This is a genomic window from Chitinophagaceae bacterium, assembly GCA_016717285.1.
Taxonomy (GTDB): domain Bacteria; phylum Bacteroidota; class Bacteroidia; order Chitinophagales; family UBA10324; genus JACCZZ01.
Genome location: JADKFU010000005.1, coordinates 992,308 through 1,010,969 on the forward strand (window position 1 = coordinate 992,308; position 18,662 = coordinate 1,010,969).

17 protein-coding genes are annotated in these 18,662 nt (G+C 41.2%); 15 read left to right on the forward strand and 2 right to left on the reverse strand.

The genetic code is table 11. The annotated features are described in order from the left end of the window. Window positions 1-70: 70 nt before the first annotated feature. A complete protein-coding gene (locus IPO83_13920) occupies window positions 71-871 on the reverse strand; it encodes a TIGR00159 family protein (protein MBK9732349.1) in 801 nt (266 codons plus the stop codon). Then, window positions 855-1,721: a dihydropteroate synthase gene (gene folP / locus IPO83_13925; GenBank protein ID MBK9732350.1), complete on the reverse strand. Its 867-nt coding sequence runs from the start codon at window positions 1,719-1,721 to the stop codon at window positions 855-857. Before folP ends, IPO83_13920 begins: the two co-directional genes overlap by 17 nt. On the opposite strand from folP, the gene IPO83_13930 reads away from it, so the two are divergent. The 15 genes from IPO83_13930 to IPO83_14000 all read left to right on the forward strand — a co-directional run bounded on the left by IPO83_13930 (window position 1,694) and on the right by IPO83_14000 (window position 18,657). Then, window positions 1,694-2,293: a DUF1599 domain-containing protein gene (locus tag IPO83_13930; protein ID MBK9732351.1), complete on the forward strand. Its 600-nt coding sequence runs from the start codon at window positions 1,694-1,696 to the stop codon at window positions 2,291-2,293. The genes folP and IPO83_13930 overlap by 28 nt on opposite strands. Continuing rightward, window positions 2,290-3,516, forward strand: a complete 1,227-nt coding sequence (locus tag IPO83_13935) for a DoxX family protein (GenBank protein MBK9732352.1) — start codon at window positions 2,290-2,292, stop codon at window positions 3,514-3,516. The genes IPO83_13930 and IPO83_13935 overlap by 4 nt, the downstream gene beginning before the upstream one ends. Before the next feature lie 96 nt (window positions 3,517-3,612). Next, a complete protein-coding gene (locus tag IPO83_13940) occupies window positions 3,613-4,128 on the forward strand; it encodes a shikimate kinase (protein MBK9732353.1) in 516 nt (171 codons plus the stop codon). Window positions 4,129-4,279: 151 nt separating this feature from the next. Further along, window positions 4,280-5,413, forward strand: coding sequence for a T9SS type A sorting domain-containing protein (locus IPO83_13945; protein ID MBK9732354.1), 1,134 nt, complete (start codon window positions 4,280-4,282; stop codon window positions 5,411-5,413). A 216-nt stretch (window positions 5,414-5,629) separates the two neighbouring features. Then, on the forward strand, window positions 5,630-6,091 hold the full coding sequence (gene mraZ, locus IPO83_13950) for a division/cell wall cluster transcriptional repressor MraZ (GenBank protein MBK9732355.1): 462 nt from the start codon (window positions 5,630-5,632) through the stop codon (window positions 6,089-6,091). Window positions 6,092-6,167: 76 nt separating this feature from the next. Continuing rightward, on the forward strand, window positions 6,168-7,064 hold the full coding sequence (gene rsmH, locus IPO83_13955; protein ID MBK9732356.1) for a 16S rRNA (cytosine(1402)-N(4))-methyltransferase RsmH: 897 nt from the start codon (window positions 6,168-6,170) through the stop codon (window positions 7,062-7,064). 27 nt (window positions 7,065-7,091) lie between these two features. Continuing rightward, entirely contained in the window at window positions 7,092-7,499 is a 408-nt protein-coding gene (locus tag IPO83_13960) for a hypothetical protein (GenBank protein ID MBK9732357.1), read from the forward strand. Further along, window positions 7,489-9,594 carry a transpeptidase family protein gene (locus IPO83_13965; GenBank protein MBK9732358.1) on the forward strand — a complete coding sequence of 702 codons (2,106 nt, stop codon included), beginning with the start codon at window positions 7,489-7,491 and terminating at the stop codon, window positions 9,592-9,594. The genes IPO83_13960 and IPO83_13965 overlap by 11 nt, the downstream gene beginning before the upstream one ends. Beyond that, entirely contained in the window at window positions 9,591-11,057 is a 1,467-nt protein-coding gene (locus tag IPO83_13970) for a UDP-N-acetylmuramoyl-L-alanyl-D-glutamate--2,6-diaminopimelate ligase (GenBank protein ID MBK9732359.1), read from the forward strand. The genes IPO83_13965 and IPO83_13970 overlap by 4 nt, the downstream gene beginning before the upstream one ends. An 88-nt stretch (window positions 11,058-11,145) precedes the next feature. Then, on the forward strand, window positions 11,146-12,393 hold the full coding sequence (locus IPO83_13975) for a phospho-N-acetylmuramoyl-pentapeptide-transferase (protein ID MBK9732360.1): 1,248 nt from the start codon (window positions 11,146-11,148) through the stop codon (window positions 12,391-12,393). Between the two features lie 89 nt (window positions 12,394-12,482). Next, window positions 12,483-13,817 (forward strand): UDP-N-acetylmuramoyl-L-alanine--D-glutamate ligase, encoded by a 1,335-nt coding sequence (murD, locus tag IPO83_13980; protein ID MBK9732361.1) that lies wholly within the window; start codon window positions 12,483-12,485, stop codon window positions 13,815-13,817. Window positions 13,818-13,903: 86 nt separating this feature from the next. Then, window positions 13,904-15,052 carry a cell division protein FtsW gene (locus tag IPO83_13985; protein ID MBK9732362.1) on the forward strand — a complete coding sequence of 383 codons (1,149 nt, stop codon included), beginning with the start codon at window positions 13,904-13,906 and terminating at the stop codon, window positions 15,050-15,052. Next, on the forward strand, window positions 15,036-16,136 hold the full coding sequence (gene murG / locus IPO83_13990; GenBank protein MBK9732363.1) for an undecaprenyldiphospho-muramoylpentapeptide beta-N-acetylglucosaminyltransferase: 1,101 nt from the start codon (window positions 15,036-15,038) through the stop codon (window positions 16,134-16,136). Before IPO83_13985 ends, murG begins: the two co-directional genes overlap by 17 nt. 253 nt (window positions 16,137-16,389) lie before the next feature. Beyond that, window positions 16,390-17,760, forward strand: coding sequence for a UDP-N-acetylmuramate--L-alanine ligase (locus IPO83_13995; protein MBK9732364.1), 1,371 nt, complete (start codon window positions 16,390-16,392; stop codon window positions 17,758-17,760). A 36-nt stretch (window positions 17,761-17,796) separates the two neighbouring features. Next, window positions 17,797-18,657 (forward strand): hypothetical protein, encoded by an 861-nt coding sequence (locus IPO83_14000; GenBank protein MBK9732365.1) that lies wholly within the window; start codon window positions 17,797-17,799, stop codon window positions 18,655-18,657. The last annotated feature ends 5 nt before the right edge of the window (window positions 18,658-18,662 follow it).

Consider the following 18,662-nt stretch of genomic DNA (forward strand, 5'->3'; position numbering starts at 1 on the left):
CAAAGAGTGCAAATGATTTAATAAAGGGTTTGGATTTGATTTTTGCTGCGGAAATAAAATCAAGCAATTGTTAACTTGCCAATGCTTCGTTCAACACTTGTTTTAGTTCGCTGACAGTTGCAAGAGACTGTATTTTTCCATTACGGGCAAATGAGATGGTGCCGGTTTCTTCAGACACAATTACAGCAATAGCATCTGTTTCTTCCGTAATGCCAATGGCGGCACGATGTCGTAAACCGGCGCGTTCAGGAACTGAAGGACTTTCCGAAACAGGCAAAACGGTTCCGGCGAACACAATTTTATTTTGAGATACGATCACCGCGCCATCATGCAGCGGACTGGCTTTTTCAAAAATACTCTCGAGTAGTTTTGCAGAGATCACAGCATTTATTTTCACGCCTGGACTGTTAAAATCATTCAGTTTAAAAGTCGAAAAGAAGACCATCAAGGCACCTGTTTTGTTTTTCGAAAAATATTCAATTGCCTTAAGCATTTCAATTACATCCTGATCCTGCTGTTTTGTGCGTTGCTTTTTGTTACCACGAATAAAGTCCCAAATGTTTTCACGGTCACCAAGTCCCGCTTTACCTAATTTTAGCAGAAAGCGCCTTATCTCCGGTTGAAACACAATTAATAAAGCGAACACGCCGGCATTCACAAACAGACCAATAATTTCAGTGAGGTAATGAAGTTTCAGAAATTTCACCAGCAGGTAAATGCAGTAAATAAGCAGCATCCCGAAAAAGATATTAATCCCTAATGTGCCACGCACAAGGCGGTACATCTCCACCATTAGTAAAATGACCAGCACGATGTCAATGACATCGATCACTGAAAATTCGTGTGATAATATTTTAAACAGCAGCAGCATGTAGTTGTTGAATTAATTGTATCGCTTCTTTTGCTTCTCTCACATCATGTACTCTCAGAATGGAAGCGCCATTCAGCAAAGCGATGGTATTCAATACCGTAGTTCCGGTCAGCGCCTTATCCGGATTTACCTTCAGCACTTTGCAAATCATTGATTTTCTCGAAACGCCTGCCAATATAGGCAATCCAAACAGCCGGAATGCAGCTAGTTCACGCAGCAATTGAAAATTATGTTCAACAGATTTTCCAAAACCAAAACCGGGATCAATAATGATATCGTGGATTCCAAGGTTATTCAGTTGCAGAATTTTAATTTTCAGCCAATCAAAAATTTCCCGCACGGCATTTTCATACTGCGGATTTAATTGCATGTTGTCAGGCTTGCCTTGCATGTGCATCAGTAGGTATGGCAACTTCATTTCAGCCACTATCTTCCATAAATTAATATCTAATGTGCCACCTGAAATATCATTTGCAATGCAAGCTCCATGTTCAACAGCCGTTTTCAAAACATTACTTCTCCAGGTATCCACAGAGATAATTGCTTCGGGAAATTGTTTGTTAATGGCATGAATTGCAGGAATAACTCTTCTTAATTCTTCCTCTTCTGAGACAGTAACCGCACCCGGTTTTGTTGAAATGCCACCTACATCGAGAACACTTGCACCTTCCTGCAACATCTTTTCTGCGCGTATTAAAAGTGATTTTTCATCCTCCCATTTTCCGCCATCATAAAATGAATCAGGCGTAACATTGATGATGCCCATTACAACAGGTATGGAAAGGTCCAATAACCTGCCGCGGCAATTGAGTGTCGTCTTTGATGAAAAGATTGTATTTTTCGCAGCCATTGTTTGTAAAAATATCCCCAAAAAAATTGGAAAGCAAAACCAGTCAGCAATTTGATGAACAGGCCAATGCCTGCAAAGAACTGTTTTCGAAGAAAGCCAAAGATTATGGAACCTCGTGGAGAATATTAAGACTGTCATCACTGGCTGATCAGATATTCATCAAGGCGCAACGCATCCGCACCATCGACCGGTTGGAAGTAAAAAAGGTATCGGAAGAAATGGACAGCGAGTTCATCGGCATTGTCAATTATTCTGTGATTGCATTGATCCGTTTGACTCTTGGAAAACGTATTGAAGAGAATATCGCACACGAAGAATTGATGCAATGGTATGTTGAAAAAATTACGACTGCCAAAGAATTGATGATGGCCAAAAACCATGATTATGGTGAAGCGTGGCGCGATATGCTGATCAGTTCTTTCACCGACCTGATACTGATGCGGATACTTCGGATCCGCCAGATGGAAGAGAACGACGGCCGGACCTTCGCATCAGAAGGCGTTGATGCGAACCTTTATGATATTATCAATTACGCTATTTTTGCGCTCATTAAAATCAGTGAACAGAAATGAACAAATTTTTGCGGATTATCTGCGTCCTGATCGGCGCTTTATTTATTGTTTCCGGTTTTGTAAAAGCCGTTGATCCTGTTGGTTTCTCCATTAAGCTGGATGAATATTTCGAAGTCTTTGCTGAAGATACCTCGAAAATTGGATTTATATCGTCGTTCTTCTTATGGCTGCGTAATATCTCCGTGTACCTCTCTATGTTTTTCTGTGTGCTGGAAATGGTGTTGGGATTCATGCTGCTCATTGGATTTCAGATGGAACTTACGTCGTGGCTAATGTTGCTTTTAATTGTATTTTTTACCTGGCTCACCGGCTATTCCGCCATTACCAATACTGTTACTGATTGTGGATGTTTTGGGGATGCGTTGCACCTCACACCGTGGCAATCGTTTAATAAGGACGTAGTGTTGCTGGTTTTTATCCTGCTCATTTTTGCATTCCGGCATCGCATTAAACCATTATTCAGCAAGAATATTATGGGCACTGTGTTGGTTGTTGCATTCGCGGCACTTTGCAGTTACATGACCATCTACTGTTATCAGCATTTGCCCATCATTGATTTTCGGGCATATAAAGTTGGTAATGATATTCGGGAACAAATGACGCTTCCGGAAGGAAAAACAGCGGATCAGTATGTTACTATACTCACTTATAAAGACAAGAGGACTGGCGAAACCGGAGATTATGTGATGACCAATAACAATGAGGAACAGTCAGCCTGGTTCAGCGCGAAAAATCTTAAATCATTGCCTTGGCAGGACTCGCTTTGGATGGACAGCCACGAATTCGTTCAAAGCAACAGCGAAATTGTGGTGAAAGGAGAGAAGCCGAAGATTACCGATTTCAAAGTGTGGGACAACGACAATCAGGATGCTACATCATTGGTGCTGGATGAACCGAATTACCATTTCTGGCTGATTGCGCAGGACATGACGAAAACTAATAAGGATGCATTTGATAAAGTAAATCAACTTGCCAGTGAATGTGAAAAAAATAAGATTCAGTTTATGGGATTAACATCAACGCCTTATGAATTACTTGATCCTATACGCCATGATTTAAATGCTCCGTTTCCATTTTACTATGCAGACGGAACGGTGCTAAAAACAATCATCCGCAGCAATCCGGGACTTGTACTGCTTAAAGGATCTAAAGTGCTTGGTCAATGGCATTACAATGATATTCCGACGTATGATGAGGTGGCGGAGGAATACTTTGAGAATTAGGAATTAAGAATTATGAGTCAGGACATTTGCCCTTCTGTATTTACTGGTAATGAATGACCAATGACCAATGACTAATTACTAACGACTCGCTACTCAATGGCCAACATCTTTCTCATCGGTTTCATGGGCAGCGGTAAGTCAACCGTAGGGAAACAACTTGCTTATTTATTACAGTATGATTTTATTGATCTTGACGAATACCTTCAAAAACAAGAAGGTGCTACTATCACGCAGTTATTTGAAGAAAAGGGTGAATCTTATTTCCGCGAACAGGAATCGCAGTACCTGAAATCATTTCATGCATCAGAAAAACTTGTGTTATCCACTGGTGGAGGAGCGCCCTGTTTTTTTGACAACATGAAATGGATGAATGAACATGGAACTACGGTTTATTTAAAAGCTGTTCCAAAATTATTGGCCGACCGGTTGAAGAAGGAGAAGGACCACAGGCCTTTGCTCCGTGGAAAATCAAATGATGAAGTTATTGACTTCATTAACCAGAAACTTGGGGAGCGGGAAAAATTTTATTTGTCGGCAAAAATTATTGTCGATGCTGTTTCTTTGAATGGAAAGAAACTGGTGCATGAACTGAAAGTGAGAAATATTATTTAAAATTATTTTTGGATCCGCTCAGGAACATCTTTTTGCACAGGATTATTCGTCATTTAACTTTCACTGCTATTCAAAATTGTTGTTATCTTTCAATTGATATTAATCTATCGGAGATTCAGAAACCCTTTATTTAATTGATAAAACTCAAACAATGAAAAACCAATTCTACATTCTTCTGATCCTTTTTTTTGCATTCAGAATACAATCTGCTGAGGCATCACATATCATTGGCGGTGAATTGAGTTACACCTGTCTTGGCAATAATAATTACAAAATTGAAGTAAAAGTTTACCGCGATTGCTATAACGTTGAGATCTTGTTTGATGATCCTACCAATGTTTTTATTTTTAACAGTTCCGGTGATTTAGTAAACACGCTTCATATAGCTTTTCCCGGTTCTGATACCATACCAGTGGCGAGTAATTGCGGCATTCCCGTTCCTTTTGTTTGCGTGGAAGAAGCTGTTTTCATTGATAGTGTTAACCTGCCACCATCTCCCGGAGGTTATACAATGGTTTACCAGCGTTGTTGCCTTACTTATATCGTCAATAATATTGTTAATCCCTATAATACTGGTTTATCAATATTCGCTACCATTCCGGATGCAAGTGTCGCTTCCTGTAATAGCAGCCCGGTATTTATTTCGTATCCTCCCACTGTTTTTTGTACTGGGGTACCAATTAATTTTGATCATTCTGCCATAGATCCGGATGGTGATTCATTAGTTTATGAGCTATGCACAGGCATAGCCGGTGCAGATATATTTAATCCTTATCCCAATCCACCTTTGCCACCTCCCTATCCTGAAATGATATATGATGCCGGATATTCCGGGTACTATCCAATGAATACCGATCCTGTATTGGCCATCGATCCGGTAACAGGAGAAATAACAGGGACTCCCACCGCAGTGGGAATTTATATGGTAAGTATTTGTGTGAAGGAATACCGTAATGGAAATCTGCTTTCAGTGCATCGCAGAATGATCAATTTACATACTGAGGCCTATTACTTAAGTGCGGAAAGCCTAATGCTGACTGAATCACTGAACATTTTTCCTAATCCCGGTAGTGATATAATGAAAATTGAATTAAGCGGAAATACCTCTATAAATCATGAATGGAGAATTTATAATTCACAGGGAGTATTGGTAAATGCATCTCTGATAGCAAACAATGCTGACGCTATTGAGCTGAATGTTGAGGGATATGCTGAAGGAGTATATCACTTTCAGTGGATTCACCACGATAAGGTGCTTACTAAATCATTCATTGTTTCGAGATAAACTTATTTTTCATTGCTGAAGGAGTTCTGCTGGTATGTGGAACTCCTTTTTTTATTTCCGGAATGATCTTCTCTTTCAATGATGATTCATGATCTACTCCTGATCCTTTAAAAATTATTGCATGGGAAGGCAAATAAATATTTTATCCACAATGTGGTAAAAAGTGGTAAAAAGTGGAGGAATGTTTATATTTTTGATTCGTTTTAAAACCAAACAATGGCTCAAACCCGCTTCCTGGGCGAATTTCCGTGTACACTTGATGCAAAAGGGAGATTGCTTTTTCCTGCTGCATTAAAGAAGCAGGTGCCTGTGAAAGCAAAAAATCAGTTTGTTATTCACCGTGGTTTTGAAAAGTGTTTGGTGTTGTATGCAAAACATGATTGGGAAGAAATCAGTGCAGAAGTAAATCGCCTGAATTTATATGTGAAGGACAATCGTGATTTCGCCCGTTACTTTTTCAGAGGCGCAACGCCATTGATATTAGATGGAACAAACAGGTTGCTGCTTCCAAAATCATTGTGCGATTCCGCAGATATTAAAAAAGATATCATCCTGTTCGGTTATGCAAATCGAATTGAAGTATGGAGTGATAAACTCTATCGCAAACAAATGGATGAAGAGCCACGTGACTTTGTGAAACTGGCGGAAGAGGTGATGGGTAGGTTGAATAAGAATTAGGAATTAGGAATTAGGAATTAGGAATTAGGAATTAGGAATTATTGGAAGAAGTGTACAAGCTATAAAATAGAGATGAATGTCAGGGTATCATGTTCCGGTGATGTTGAAAGAGTGTATAGAAGGTCTGAGCATTCAGCCCGGTGGAATTTATGTGGATGTGACATTTGGCGGAGGTGGACACAGCAAAGCAATTCTTGAAAAAATAAAACACGGCAAATTGATCGCATTCGACCAGGACATTGATGTTACTGCCAACCTGATCCGGGATGAACGCTTTGTTTTTATCAACCAGAATTTCAAGCACATGAAAAGAATGCTGCGTGTAAATGGTATCGGTGAAGTGGATGGTATTCTGGCAGATTTAGGAGTTTCATCTTTCCAGATTGACACGGAAGAACGTGGTTTTGCACATCGTTTGGATGGTCCGTTGGATATGCGCATGGATAAGAGTGCGGCACTTACTGCTGAAGAAGTGGTGAATGCATATGCTTCATCACAACTGCAAAGAATTTTTGGGGAGTATGGCGAAGTACGCAATGCTCGTACACTGGCCATTCACATTGCTGAGGCGCGATTCACTCAAAGAATTGATACGATAGGTAAGTTCATCACAGCGATTGCGCCTGTTATCAAGGGAAATCAAAACCGCTATCTCTCACAGGTATTCCAGGCGCTGCGAATGGAAGTGAATGATGAACTCGCTGTGCTGCAGGATTTTCTTGAACAGAGCAAACAACTGTTAAAGTCGGGCGGACGATTAGTCGTGCTTTCATATCATTCGGTTGAAGACCGCATTGTAAAAAACTTCATGCGTCATGGAAATAATTCAGGCGAAGCAATAAAAGATTTTTTTGGGAAGGAAGAAAAACATTTTCGCCTGATCAATAAAAAGCCAATGGAAGCAAGTGAGCAAGAGGTGAAAGAAAACCCAAGATCACACAGTGCAAGATTACGTATTGCCGAAAAAACCTGATAGGAAATATCTGTAATAATAAGAAACATGCCAGCAGCAGCGAATCAAAAAAAGCAAGCACCACCGGAAGAGAAGGCAGAAGTTCCGAAGGAAAAGAAACCTGCTTCTTCCAAACGGAATTGGTTGTATGAGTCACTTGACCTGAGTCGTTGGGTGCACCATCAAACCATCATCCGCAATCTTCCTTTTGTGTTCTTTCTGGCCACAGCAGCTTTTATCTACATCGCCAACGCGCATTACGCTGAGAAAAATATTCGTGAGTTGAACCTCATTGAAAAGAAGATGAATGAAATGCGCTGGGAATACATGACCACAAAATCAGAATTGGAAAATATCAGCAAGCAATCTGAAGTAGCCAGGCTGGTAGAACCAACAGGATTGAAGGAACTGAGTGAACCACCTAAAAAAATCATCGCAAAAAAAGATGAGCATTAAGAAAGATATTTTCTGGCGGATAGGCCTGGCATACCTCTTTATGATGTTGCTGGGCATTGCTATTGCCTGGAAAGTCTTTTACATCCAAACGGTAGAAGGCCAGCGATACCGTTCAATGGCCGACAGCATTTCCACCAGGTATATGCCTGTGCTCGCCGAACGTGGAAATATTTATTCGGAAGATGGAAGGATGCTTGCCACTTCATTGCCCAGTTTTGAAATTCGGATGGATATGAAGGCTGATGGATTGACGAATGACATCTTCTTTAAAAATGTTGACTCGCTTGCTTTATCTATGTCGCACCTGTTCGGTGATAAGTCCTACACCGATTATAAGAAATTGTTTTCAGCAGCGCGCAAAAGAGGTGACCGTTATTTCCTGGTAAAGAAAAATGTCACGTATCCGCAATTGTTGGAGATGAAAACATTTCCTGTTTTCAGATTGGGTCAATACAAAGGCGGACTGATAGTATTACAGGATAACAAGCGTGCTTATCCTTATAAAGAACTCGCCAACCGCACTATTGGATACATGCGTGATGCAACAGTGCAACCTGTCGGGTTGGAAGGTTCATTCAATAATCAGTTGACAGGAGTTCCCGGAAAACGATTAATGCAAAGAGTTTCCGGTGGAGAATTTATTCCGATCAATGATAAGAATGAAATGGAGCCGCAAAATGGAAAAGATGTCATTACCACTATTGATGTAAACCTTCAGGATGTTGCTGAGCACGCATTATTAAAAACGCTTGTTACTAATGAAGCCGATCATGGTTGTGTGGTAGTGATGGATGTGAAGACAGGTGCCATCAGAGCGATTGCGAATTTAGGGCGCACTGCACAAGGCACTTATTGGGAAGACTATAATTATGCGGTGGGAGAATCGCATGAGCCCGGCTCTACATTCAAACTCGCTTCATTACTTGCATTGCTGGATGATGGTTACGTTGATATTGAAGACACCGTGGATGTGGAAAAAGGTACGCATCAGTTCTGGAGTCAGACGATGCGTGACGCAGAACGTCATAATCTTACCCGTATCACAGTGCGATCAGCTTTTGCGCACTCATCCAATGTGGGTGTTTCAAAACTGGTTGAACAACACTACAACAAGGATCCCGAAAGGTATTTAGCACACCTGCGTGCATTGGGCCTGGATAAAAAGTTGAACATTGAAATTCCCGGAGAGCAGCAGCCGTATATTAAGAACACAAAAGACAAAAGATTTACACGCTATTCTTTGCCTTGGATGTCGGTTGGTTATGAAATTCAGATTTCTCCGCTGCAAATGCTCACGTTATACAATGCTGTTGCAAACAATGGCGTAATGATGAAGCCTTATCTGGTAAAGCAAATTCAGGAATATGGATTGCCGGTAAAAGAATTTGAACCGGTGGTGTTAAACAAAAAGATCTGCAAAGATCAAACCTTGCAATCACTTAAAATTATTCTGAAAGAAGTGGTTGATAGCGGAACTGCAAGAAATCTCCGCAATCCGAATTATACAGTAGCCGGTAAAACAGGTACTGCACAGATTGCAGACGAGAAACATGGTTACGCCACTCGTGTCTATCAATCTTCATTTGTTGGCTATTTTCCTGCTGAAAATCCATTGTATTCCTGTATAGTAGTAGTGAATGCACCGGGTAAAGGAGTCTATTATGGTGCTGCAGTTGCTGCTCCTGTATTTAAGGAAATTGCTGATAAGGTTTATGCAACAGATCTTGATGTGCATCCCGCTGTTGCATTGCTCGCAAATAATTCTTTGCCGAAACCATTGGCAAAGGCGGGCAGCAAGAGTGACCTGCTTTATGTATGCAAAGAACTCGGCATCAAAAATCAATCACAAAGTGATCATCCATGGGTTACGGTCGAAAGCGGAACTGATATGAAACTCGTGGATATGAATATCAATGAGCAGGCAGGCATAGTACCGAATGTGAAAGGAATGGGTTTGCGTGATGCACTTTATTTATTGGAGAGTTGTGGTTTGCTGGTGAATGTATCAGGTGCAGGTGCTGTGTTGTCGCAGAGCATTGCGCCCGGTTCCAGCATACAAAAAGGACAATCAATTTCAATCGCACTGAGTTTGTGAAGAAGCTTTCAGACATATTATACAAAGTGAACCTCCTTGAATTATCAGGCACCACTGATATGGAGATCACCGGTGTTTGCTTTGATTCACGAAAAGTAAAAGCAGGAAGTCTGTTCATCGCCACCAAAGGGACTGTTGTGGATGGACATGAATTTATTAATACCGCCATTGAAAAAGGTGCAGTGGCTGTTGTATTTGAAAACCTCACTGAGCTTAAGAAAAACAATATTTCTTACATAAGAGTTGGTGACAGCGCATTGGCATTGGCAATCATCGCGGAAAATTTTTACGATAATCCTTCCGAAAAAATAAAAGTTGTTTCGGTTACCGGTACCAATGGAAAAACAACAGTCGCTACGCTGCTCTATAATCTTTTTACCGGACTGAATTACAAATGTGGGCTGCTTTCCACCATAGAAAACAGGATTGCCGGAGAAGTGATTCCTTCCTCACATACAACACCTGATGCGGTTCAGATCAGTGCGCTTCTGCATCAGATGTGGAAGAGTGGTTGCACGCATTGTTTCATGGAAGCAAGTTCGCATGCCATTCATCAGCAAAGGATAGCAGGCATAAAATTCACGGGAGTAGTATTCACCAATCTCTCTCACGATCACCTCGATTATCATAAAACGTTTAAGAACTACATCAATGCAAAGAAGCAACTCTTTGATCAGTTGCCTTCAGATGCCTTCGCACTGGTGAATGCAGATGATAAACGCGGACCGGTGATGTTGCAGAACACAAAGGCAAAAAAGCAAACGTATGCTATTACCGGCATGGGTGATTTCCGTGCACGCATCGTCGAGACTTCTTTCCAGGGAATGCAGCTAATGATTGATGGCCAGGAATTGTACACACTGCTGGTGGGAAATTTCAATGCTTATAACCTGCTGGCAATCTATGCCACATCAGTGTTGTTGGGCGAAGATAAATTAGCGGTGCTTACACAACTCAGCAAGCTCAAACCAGCAGAAGGCAGGTTCGATTATGTGATCAGTGATCAGCAAAAGATTATGGGCATTGTTGATTACGCGCATACACCTGATGCATTGGAGAAAGTATTGCTCACAATAAAAAAAATCCGCACAGGCAATGAACAACTTATCACGGTAGTTGGATGTGGTGGTGACCGCGACACTGCAAAGCGACCAATAATGGCAAAGGTTGCAACTGAATTTAGTGACCGCGTAATATTCACTTCAGACAATCCACGCAGTGAAGATCCGCAACACATTCTTGATCAGATGAAGGAAGGTATTATTCCATTGAAGATCGGAAAGGTACTTACCATACCTGATCGGAAGGAAGCTATCCGGACCGCTGTGTCCTTGTGTGGAAAGGGCGATATCATTTTACTTGCCGGCAAAGGACATGAAAAATACCAGGAGATAAAAGGAGTGAAATATCCATTTGATGATAAGAAGGTATTGGGAGAATCATTTGCTCAAATGGAGAAATAATTAAGTGCATACAATCATTCATAAACAAATAAAAAAATCACCCGTTGAAAATTTTAATGCTACTGGTGATTGAGTTTAACAGATAACCATGCTGTACTATCTTTTCAAATACCTCGAGACCTGTTGCGACTTCATCGGCGCAGGGATGTTTGATTACATCTCTTTCCGTGCCGGCATGGCCATCATTGTTTCATTGCTGATCTCTCTTGTATTTGGAAAATCGCTTGTCAAATTTCTTCACCGGCAGCAGGTTGGTGAAACCATTCGCGACCTGGGGCTGGAAGGACAGATGCAGAAACAAGGAACACCAACCATGGGCGGACTGATTATTCTGGCAGCCATCATCATCCCGACTTTGCTCTTTGCCCGCATTGAAAATGTATATGTGATCACAATGCTGATTTCTACCGTATGGCTGGGCTTAGTTGGTTTTCTTGACGATTATATCAAAGTATTCAAAAAGGATAAACGCGGACTTGCGGGCAGATTTAAAATTGTAGGTCAGGTTGTGCTGGGCATCATTATCGGATCCATTCTCTATTTTAATAAGGGCGTTGTCATTCGCAGAGAATTGGTGAATACACCCATTGCAATTCCCCTCATCGCTGCCGATTCTACACAGATTGAAAAAGTGTCAGCACGTTTTGTTGATGCTAAACTTCCAATCACGACCATTCCATTTGTAAAAAATCATGAATTCAATTATTCAAAGCTGATCAGTTGGATGGGCGATGGTGCGGAAAAATATACCTGGATCATTTACATCATCATCGTCATCTTCATCATCACCGCTGTTTCCAACGGAGCCAACATGACAGATGGTATTGATGGACTCGCAACCGGAGCCTCGGCTATTATTGGAGCCACACTTGGTGTGTTCGCTTATTTGTCGGGTAACATTCTTACAGCGGATTATCTCAACATCATGTACATCCCGAATTCGGGTGAGCTGCTGGTATATGCAGCGGCACTGATCGGTGCATGCATTGGATTTCTTTGGTACAATGCTTATCCCGCGCAGGTTTTCATGGGTGATACCGGTTCACTTGCATTAGGCGGCATTCTCGCAACGATGGCCATCATTGTAAGAAAGGAATTATTGATTCCCATCCTCTGCGGCATTTTCTTGGTAGAGACTGTTTCTGTAATGGTGCAAGTGACTTACTTCAAATACACGAAAAGAAAATTTGGTGAGGGAAAAAGAATATTCAGAATGGCACCACTGCATCATCATTATCAAAAGCTGGGATATGCGGAGCCGAAAATTGTAACGCGGTTTTGGATTGTGGGAATTCTGCTGGCTATTGTTACGATGGTGACACTGAAGATCAGATAGAGTAGTGAGTAGTGAGTAGTGAGTAGTGAATAGTCAATAGTCAATAGTCAATAGTCAATAGATAATAGTGATTAGTTAATAAACAATAGATGCAACGAATCGTCATATTGGGAGCAGCAGAAAGTGGAGTAGGAGCCGCTGTATTGGCGAAGCTGCGTGGGTTTGATGTGTTTGTTTCTGATTCAGGACTGATCAAAGAGGAATTCAAATCTGTGTTGCAGCAATATGAAATTTCTTTCGAAGAAAAATTTCATACCGGGGAAAAAATTTTTTCAGCAAATGAAATCATTAAAAGTCCGGGCATTCCTGAAAAAGCACCGTTGATACAACAGTTAAGGTCAAAAGGAATTTCTATCATTTCTGAAATTGAATTTGCATCTCGCTATACGAAGTCAACCATTATTGCGATTACAGGCACCAACGGAAAATCAACTACTACTTCACTCATACATCATATTCTTGATAAGGCCGGCTTTGATGTATCACTGGTTGGTAACATCGGAAAAAGTTTTGCCAAACAGGTGGCAGAACACGACACCGCTTATTATGTGGCGGAGATCAGCAGTTTTCAATTAGATGATTGCTATGCATTCAAACCACACATCGCGGTACTCACCAATCTCAGTGATAATCACCTTGACAGATATCACTATCAGTTCAATGAATATGCTGACGCAAAATTCCGCATTGCAATAAAGCAAACAGCAGCTGACTACTTCATCTATTGTGAAGATGATGTGGAAACAGTAAAGGCACTTAATCGCCATTCCATCGCTTCTAAAAAAATAAGCTTTTCCCAGGAAAAAAAACTTGCACACGGCGCCTGGATTGAAAACAACGAAATCATTTTTCATCTAAATAATACCACCTTCTCTATGTCACTATTCAATTTAGGATTGCGCGGAAAGCACAATGTGTACAATTCCATGGCTGCTGGTATTGTGGGTTCTATGCTCGACATCCGAAAGGAAACTACGCGTGAAGCACTATCGGATTTCAGTGCATTGGAGCATCGCCTTGAATGGGTTGCTGATGTGCATGGCATAGAATTCATCAACGATTCCAAAGCGACGTCAGTGAACGCCGTGTGGTACGCGATGGAAAGTATTCATAAACCTATTGTATGGATTGCCGGAGGCGTTGACAAAGGCAATGATTATTCACTGCTTATTGACCTGGTGAGATCAAAAGTGAAAGCAATTGTTTGCATGGGTTTAGACAATCGTAAAATTCACGAAGCATTTTCACGCTCGGTTGATATGATTGTAAATACGGAAAGCATGGCTGATGCGGTAAAGACAGCTTATCGCCTCTCCACCAATGGTGATTGCGTGTTGCTTTCACCTGCCTGCGCAAGCTTCGACCTGTTTCAGAATTTTGAAGACCGCGGACTTCAGTTTAAAGAGAAAGTGCGGTCGCTCTAAGTATTTACCAAAGCGCATTAAATGAAAATCCAAATTGTAATTCATCATTCATAATTTTTTCAGCAATGGAGACCGCTTCAGTTCAGGTGGAAAATATTTTTAAGAAAACACAAGGCGATAAATATATCTGGCTGGTAGTGATTTTTCTATCCATTATCTCCATGCTTGCAGTGTACAGTTCAACAGGATCGCTTGCTTTTAAATACCAGGGTGGTAACATGGAATATTACCTCGTAAAACAAGGCATGATGATTTTGTTTGGGTTGTTCCTGATGTACGTTGCACACAAGATTAATTACACTTACTATTCGCGTATTGCCCAGCTATTGCTGTATGTTTCTATTCCATTGCTTTTTTTCACGCTGATCTTTGGTGTAGAAATAAATGATGCAAGAAGATGGCTTACCATTCCAGTAGTGAATGTTTCTTTTCAGACATCTGATCTTGCAAAGCTGGCACTCATACTTTATCTGGCAAGAGTGCTGGCAAAAAATCAGGGCAACATCAAAGATTTTAAATCGGGATTTTTACCGGTCATGTTACCGCCAATGCTGGTGTGCGGATTAATTGCACCTTCTAATCTTTCAACAGCGGCCATTTTATTTGCAACCTGTTTGCTGCTGATGTTTATTGGTCGTATCAATATGAAATACATTGCCATTATGGGTGGTGCAGGCCTTTTGCTGCTTTCACTGATCATTATCATTGCGATGAACACTTCGTTTCATGCACGTGTAGATACATGGGCAAGCCGGCTCTCAGATTTTTTTGGCGACGGACAGGAAGCGTACCAGGTTCAGCAATCAAAAATTGCAATTGCAAACGGTGGAATATTTGGCGTCGGTCCAGGCAACAGCACGCAACGGAATTTTCTGCCATCGCCTTATTCTGATTTCATTTTTGCCATCATCATCGAAGAATATGGTTTCATAGGCGCATTAGTGCTGATTGTGTTGTATCTCTTTTTTCTTTTGCGTTGCATCAAGTTATTTACCAAAAGTCCGGGCGCTTTCGGTGCCTTTTTGGCCGTTGGATTAAGTTTCAGTTTAGTGGTGCAGGCCTTGATCAACATGGCAGTGGTGGTGCATCTTTTACCAACTACGGGTGTAACGTTGCCGATGGTAAGCATGGGCGGAACATCGTTGTGGTTTACAAGTCTTGCCATCGGAATCATACTGAGTGTGAGCCGTAACGTGGAACAAGAAGAAGAAAAGGAAGATGGAGCAGCGGGTTAAAATAATTATCAGCGGAGGCGGGACGGGTGGTCACATCTTTCCGGCTATCGCGATTGCAAATGCGATCCGGAAAATTGATCCTGCTGCTGATATTCTTTTTATCGGTGCCCTGGGAAGAATGGAAATGGAGAAAGTGCCGAAAGCAGGTTATCGGATCGAAGGTTTGCCGATTGCAGGATTGCAACGCAGTTTGTCATTACAGAATTTGTTATTGCCATTTAAAGTGATCAACAGTTTGATGAAAGCTTCTTCAATAATAAAATCATTTAAACCCAATGTGGTGGTAGGTGTTGGAGGTTATGCAAGCGGGCCCGTGCTGTATGCCGGATCAATGAGTGGCATTCCGACTTTGATCCAGGAACAAAATTCATTTGCAGGTATCACCAATAAAATTTTAGGAAAAAGAGCGAAACGGATTTGCGTGGCCTATGAAGGAATGGAGCAGTTTTTCCCGAAAGAAAAAATCACCATCACCGGTAATCCGGTGCGTAAGGATATTTTGAATCTTGAAGGAAAAAGAGCAGAAGGGTTACAATATTTTGACTTGAATGATAAGCGCCAAACGATATTGGTGATTGGTGGAAGTTTGGGTGCAAGAACGATTAATGAAAGCATACAGTCCCATTTAAGTGAACTGATGAATGAAGAGGTACAAGTGCTTTGGCAAACCGGCAAGCGTTATTTTGAAATGAATGCAACAGCAGCAAAAGGAATGGAAGAGAAGATTAAAGTGAAAGAGTTCATTGACAGAATGGATCTCGCTTACGCTGTTGCAGATGTAGTGATTTCAAGGGCTGGCGCTCTGTCTATTGCTGAGTTGTGCATCTGCAAAAAACCTTGCGTCCTGGTTCCATCACCTAATGTGGCCGAAGATCACCAGACAAAAAATGCACTTGCGCTGGTAACTAAGGATGCAGCCCTGATGATTAAAGACGAAGAAGCAAAAGAAAAATTAATAGCAACAACATTGAAATTATTAAAAGATGGATCACTTCAGCAAAAGCTTGCAACCAACATCGCACAACTTGCGAAGCCAAATGCGGATGATGATATTGCGAAGCTGGTGATTCAGTTGAGTCGATAGTCAATAGTTAATAGTTATTAGTCATTAGTCTTTTGGTCTTTTAGTCTCTTAGTCTCTTAGTCTCTTAGTCTCTTAGTCTCTTAGTCTCTTAGTCTCTTAGTCTCTTAGTCTCTTAGTCTCTTAGTCTCTTAGTCTCTTAGTCTCTTAGTCTCTTAGTCTCTTAGTCATCAGGTATCAGTTCATCGGCAAATTTGTACATCAAAACATCAGCACATCAATTCGTAATTCTTAATTCTTAATTCTTAATTCTCTCATGAACCTCACCACCATTCACTCCATCTATTTCATCGGCATCGGTGGCATTGGTATGAGCGGACTTGCGAGATACTTTCATGCGAATGGTTACAGGATTTCAGGATACGATAAAACACCATCAGCATTAACTGCGGAAATGAGCAAAGAAGGAATGCAGATTCATTTTGAAGAAGACCTCTCGTTGATTCCCAAAGATGTGGACCTCGTCGTTTATACACCGGCCATTCCTGCAGATCACAAAGAATTGCTGTATTACCGTGAACATAATTTTACGATCATCAAGCGTGCTGATTTGCTGGAAGAGCTGACAAAAGATATGATTACGATTGCAGTTGCCGGTACCCACGGCAAGACCACTACTTCATCCATGATTGCGCATATTTTCAAATCGTCAGGCTATGATTGCACTGCATTTCTTGGTGGTATCACAGCAAACTACCGCACTAATTTCCTGGCGGGAAAAAATAATATTGTAGTGGTGGAAGCAGATGAATTTGATCGCTCCTTTTTGAAGCTGCATCCCAATATCGCAGTTATAACATCCTGCGATCCTGACCATCTTGACATCTATGGAACCAAAGAAGAAGTTCAGCAATCCTATCAGCTATTCGCAAAAAAGATAAAGAATCACGGAACACTGTTCACGAAAAGAAACCTTTCTTTCCTCAGTCGTTCAGATGAAAATGTTTCTACTGTTTATTACGGGTTAGAAGAATCGAAAGGGGACATTCATGCTGTAAATGCAAGGCTCGAGAATGGAACCTATGCATTCGACTTTGTAAGTAAAACTGCAAGAATAAACAATATACATCTCTCCATTGCCGGCCGTCACAATGCTGAAAATGCTATTGCTGCAGCTGCAGTAACCTCCTTGTTTGAAATTGATAGAGATGAAATCAGGTCGGCGCTCCATTCGTTCAAAGGAGTGCAGCGTCGGTTTCAGTTTATTGTCAGAAATAAAATGGTAGTGTACATCGATGACTATGCGCATCATCCCGTTGAGATCACGGCGTTCCTGCAATCAGTGCGCGAAATTTTTCCCGGAAAAAAAATCACCTGCATTTTTCAACCGCACCTATTCACCCGCACCCGCGATTTTGCTGAAGGATTTGGACAGAGCTTGTCACTGGCAGATGAAGTAATGCTGCTGCCCGTTTATCCTGCAAGAGAATTACCGATTGAAGGCGTGAATTCGGAAATGCTGATTGATAAAATAACTTCCGTAGAAAAATGTGTGGTGGAGAAAAATGATTTGTTGCAGCAATTGTCAAAAAGTAAACTGGAGGTGCTGGTGACTGTTGGTGCCGGTGACATTGATCAGTTCGTGGAGCCGATTGCAAAAATGCTGAAGGAAAAAGAAATGGTATAATAACATCCCTTGTTTGATTAAAAGAAATTTTTTGTAATGATGAAAAAGTTCTGGAGTAAAGTAAAACCTATTCTCATCATCACCTTTTGGGTGTTGTGCGTGAGTGGAATGATGGTGTTGCTGGGAGCTGCCATTGAAAAGCAACAGCATCTTTCCTTTCAATCCATAAAAGTTAACATCGACGAATCCAATGGCGTGTTGTTTCTTTCGAAAGAGGATGTAACAAAAATGTTAATGGATGACCAGGTGAATATTGACCATTCAAAACCGATCAGCGAAGTGAATTATGGTAAGCTTGAACGCGTGATTGAAAACAATCCTTATGTAGAAAATGCGGAGTTGTTTGTGGATGCATTGGGAGCGATACAGATTAACATTCAGCAACGCACTCCTATCTTAAGGGTTATTAACAATCAGGGTGTGGGTTATTACCTTGATGAACACGCAAGTAAGATGCCTCTCTCCAGTAAATTTACGGCTCGTGTTCCGGTAGCTACCGGTAACATTTTGGCCGGCGCAGAAAATTCAAATAAAAATGATTCAGTGACGCAACAAAAACTGTATGCACTTGCAGCTTTCATCAGCCGCGATACATTCCTCACATCGCTCATTGAACAGGTTGTCGTAAACAGTAAAAAAGAGTTTGAGCTGATACCCGCGCTTGGTAATCACACTATTTTATTGGGAGATACCAACGATCTGCAGGAGAAATTTTCTAAGTTGAAAATTTTCTACAAGGATGGATTGAATCATGTTGGATGGAATGGCTACAGTGAAGTGAACCTGAAATACAAAAACGAAGTGTATTGCAAAAAGAGAATTGGAGCAGACTTGATAAAAAACACAGTAGTTGCAAAGATTGATTCAACAGCAGTCGCTGACACAACGAAACATTGATTTTT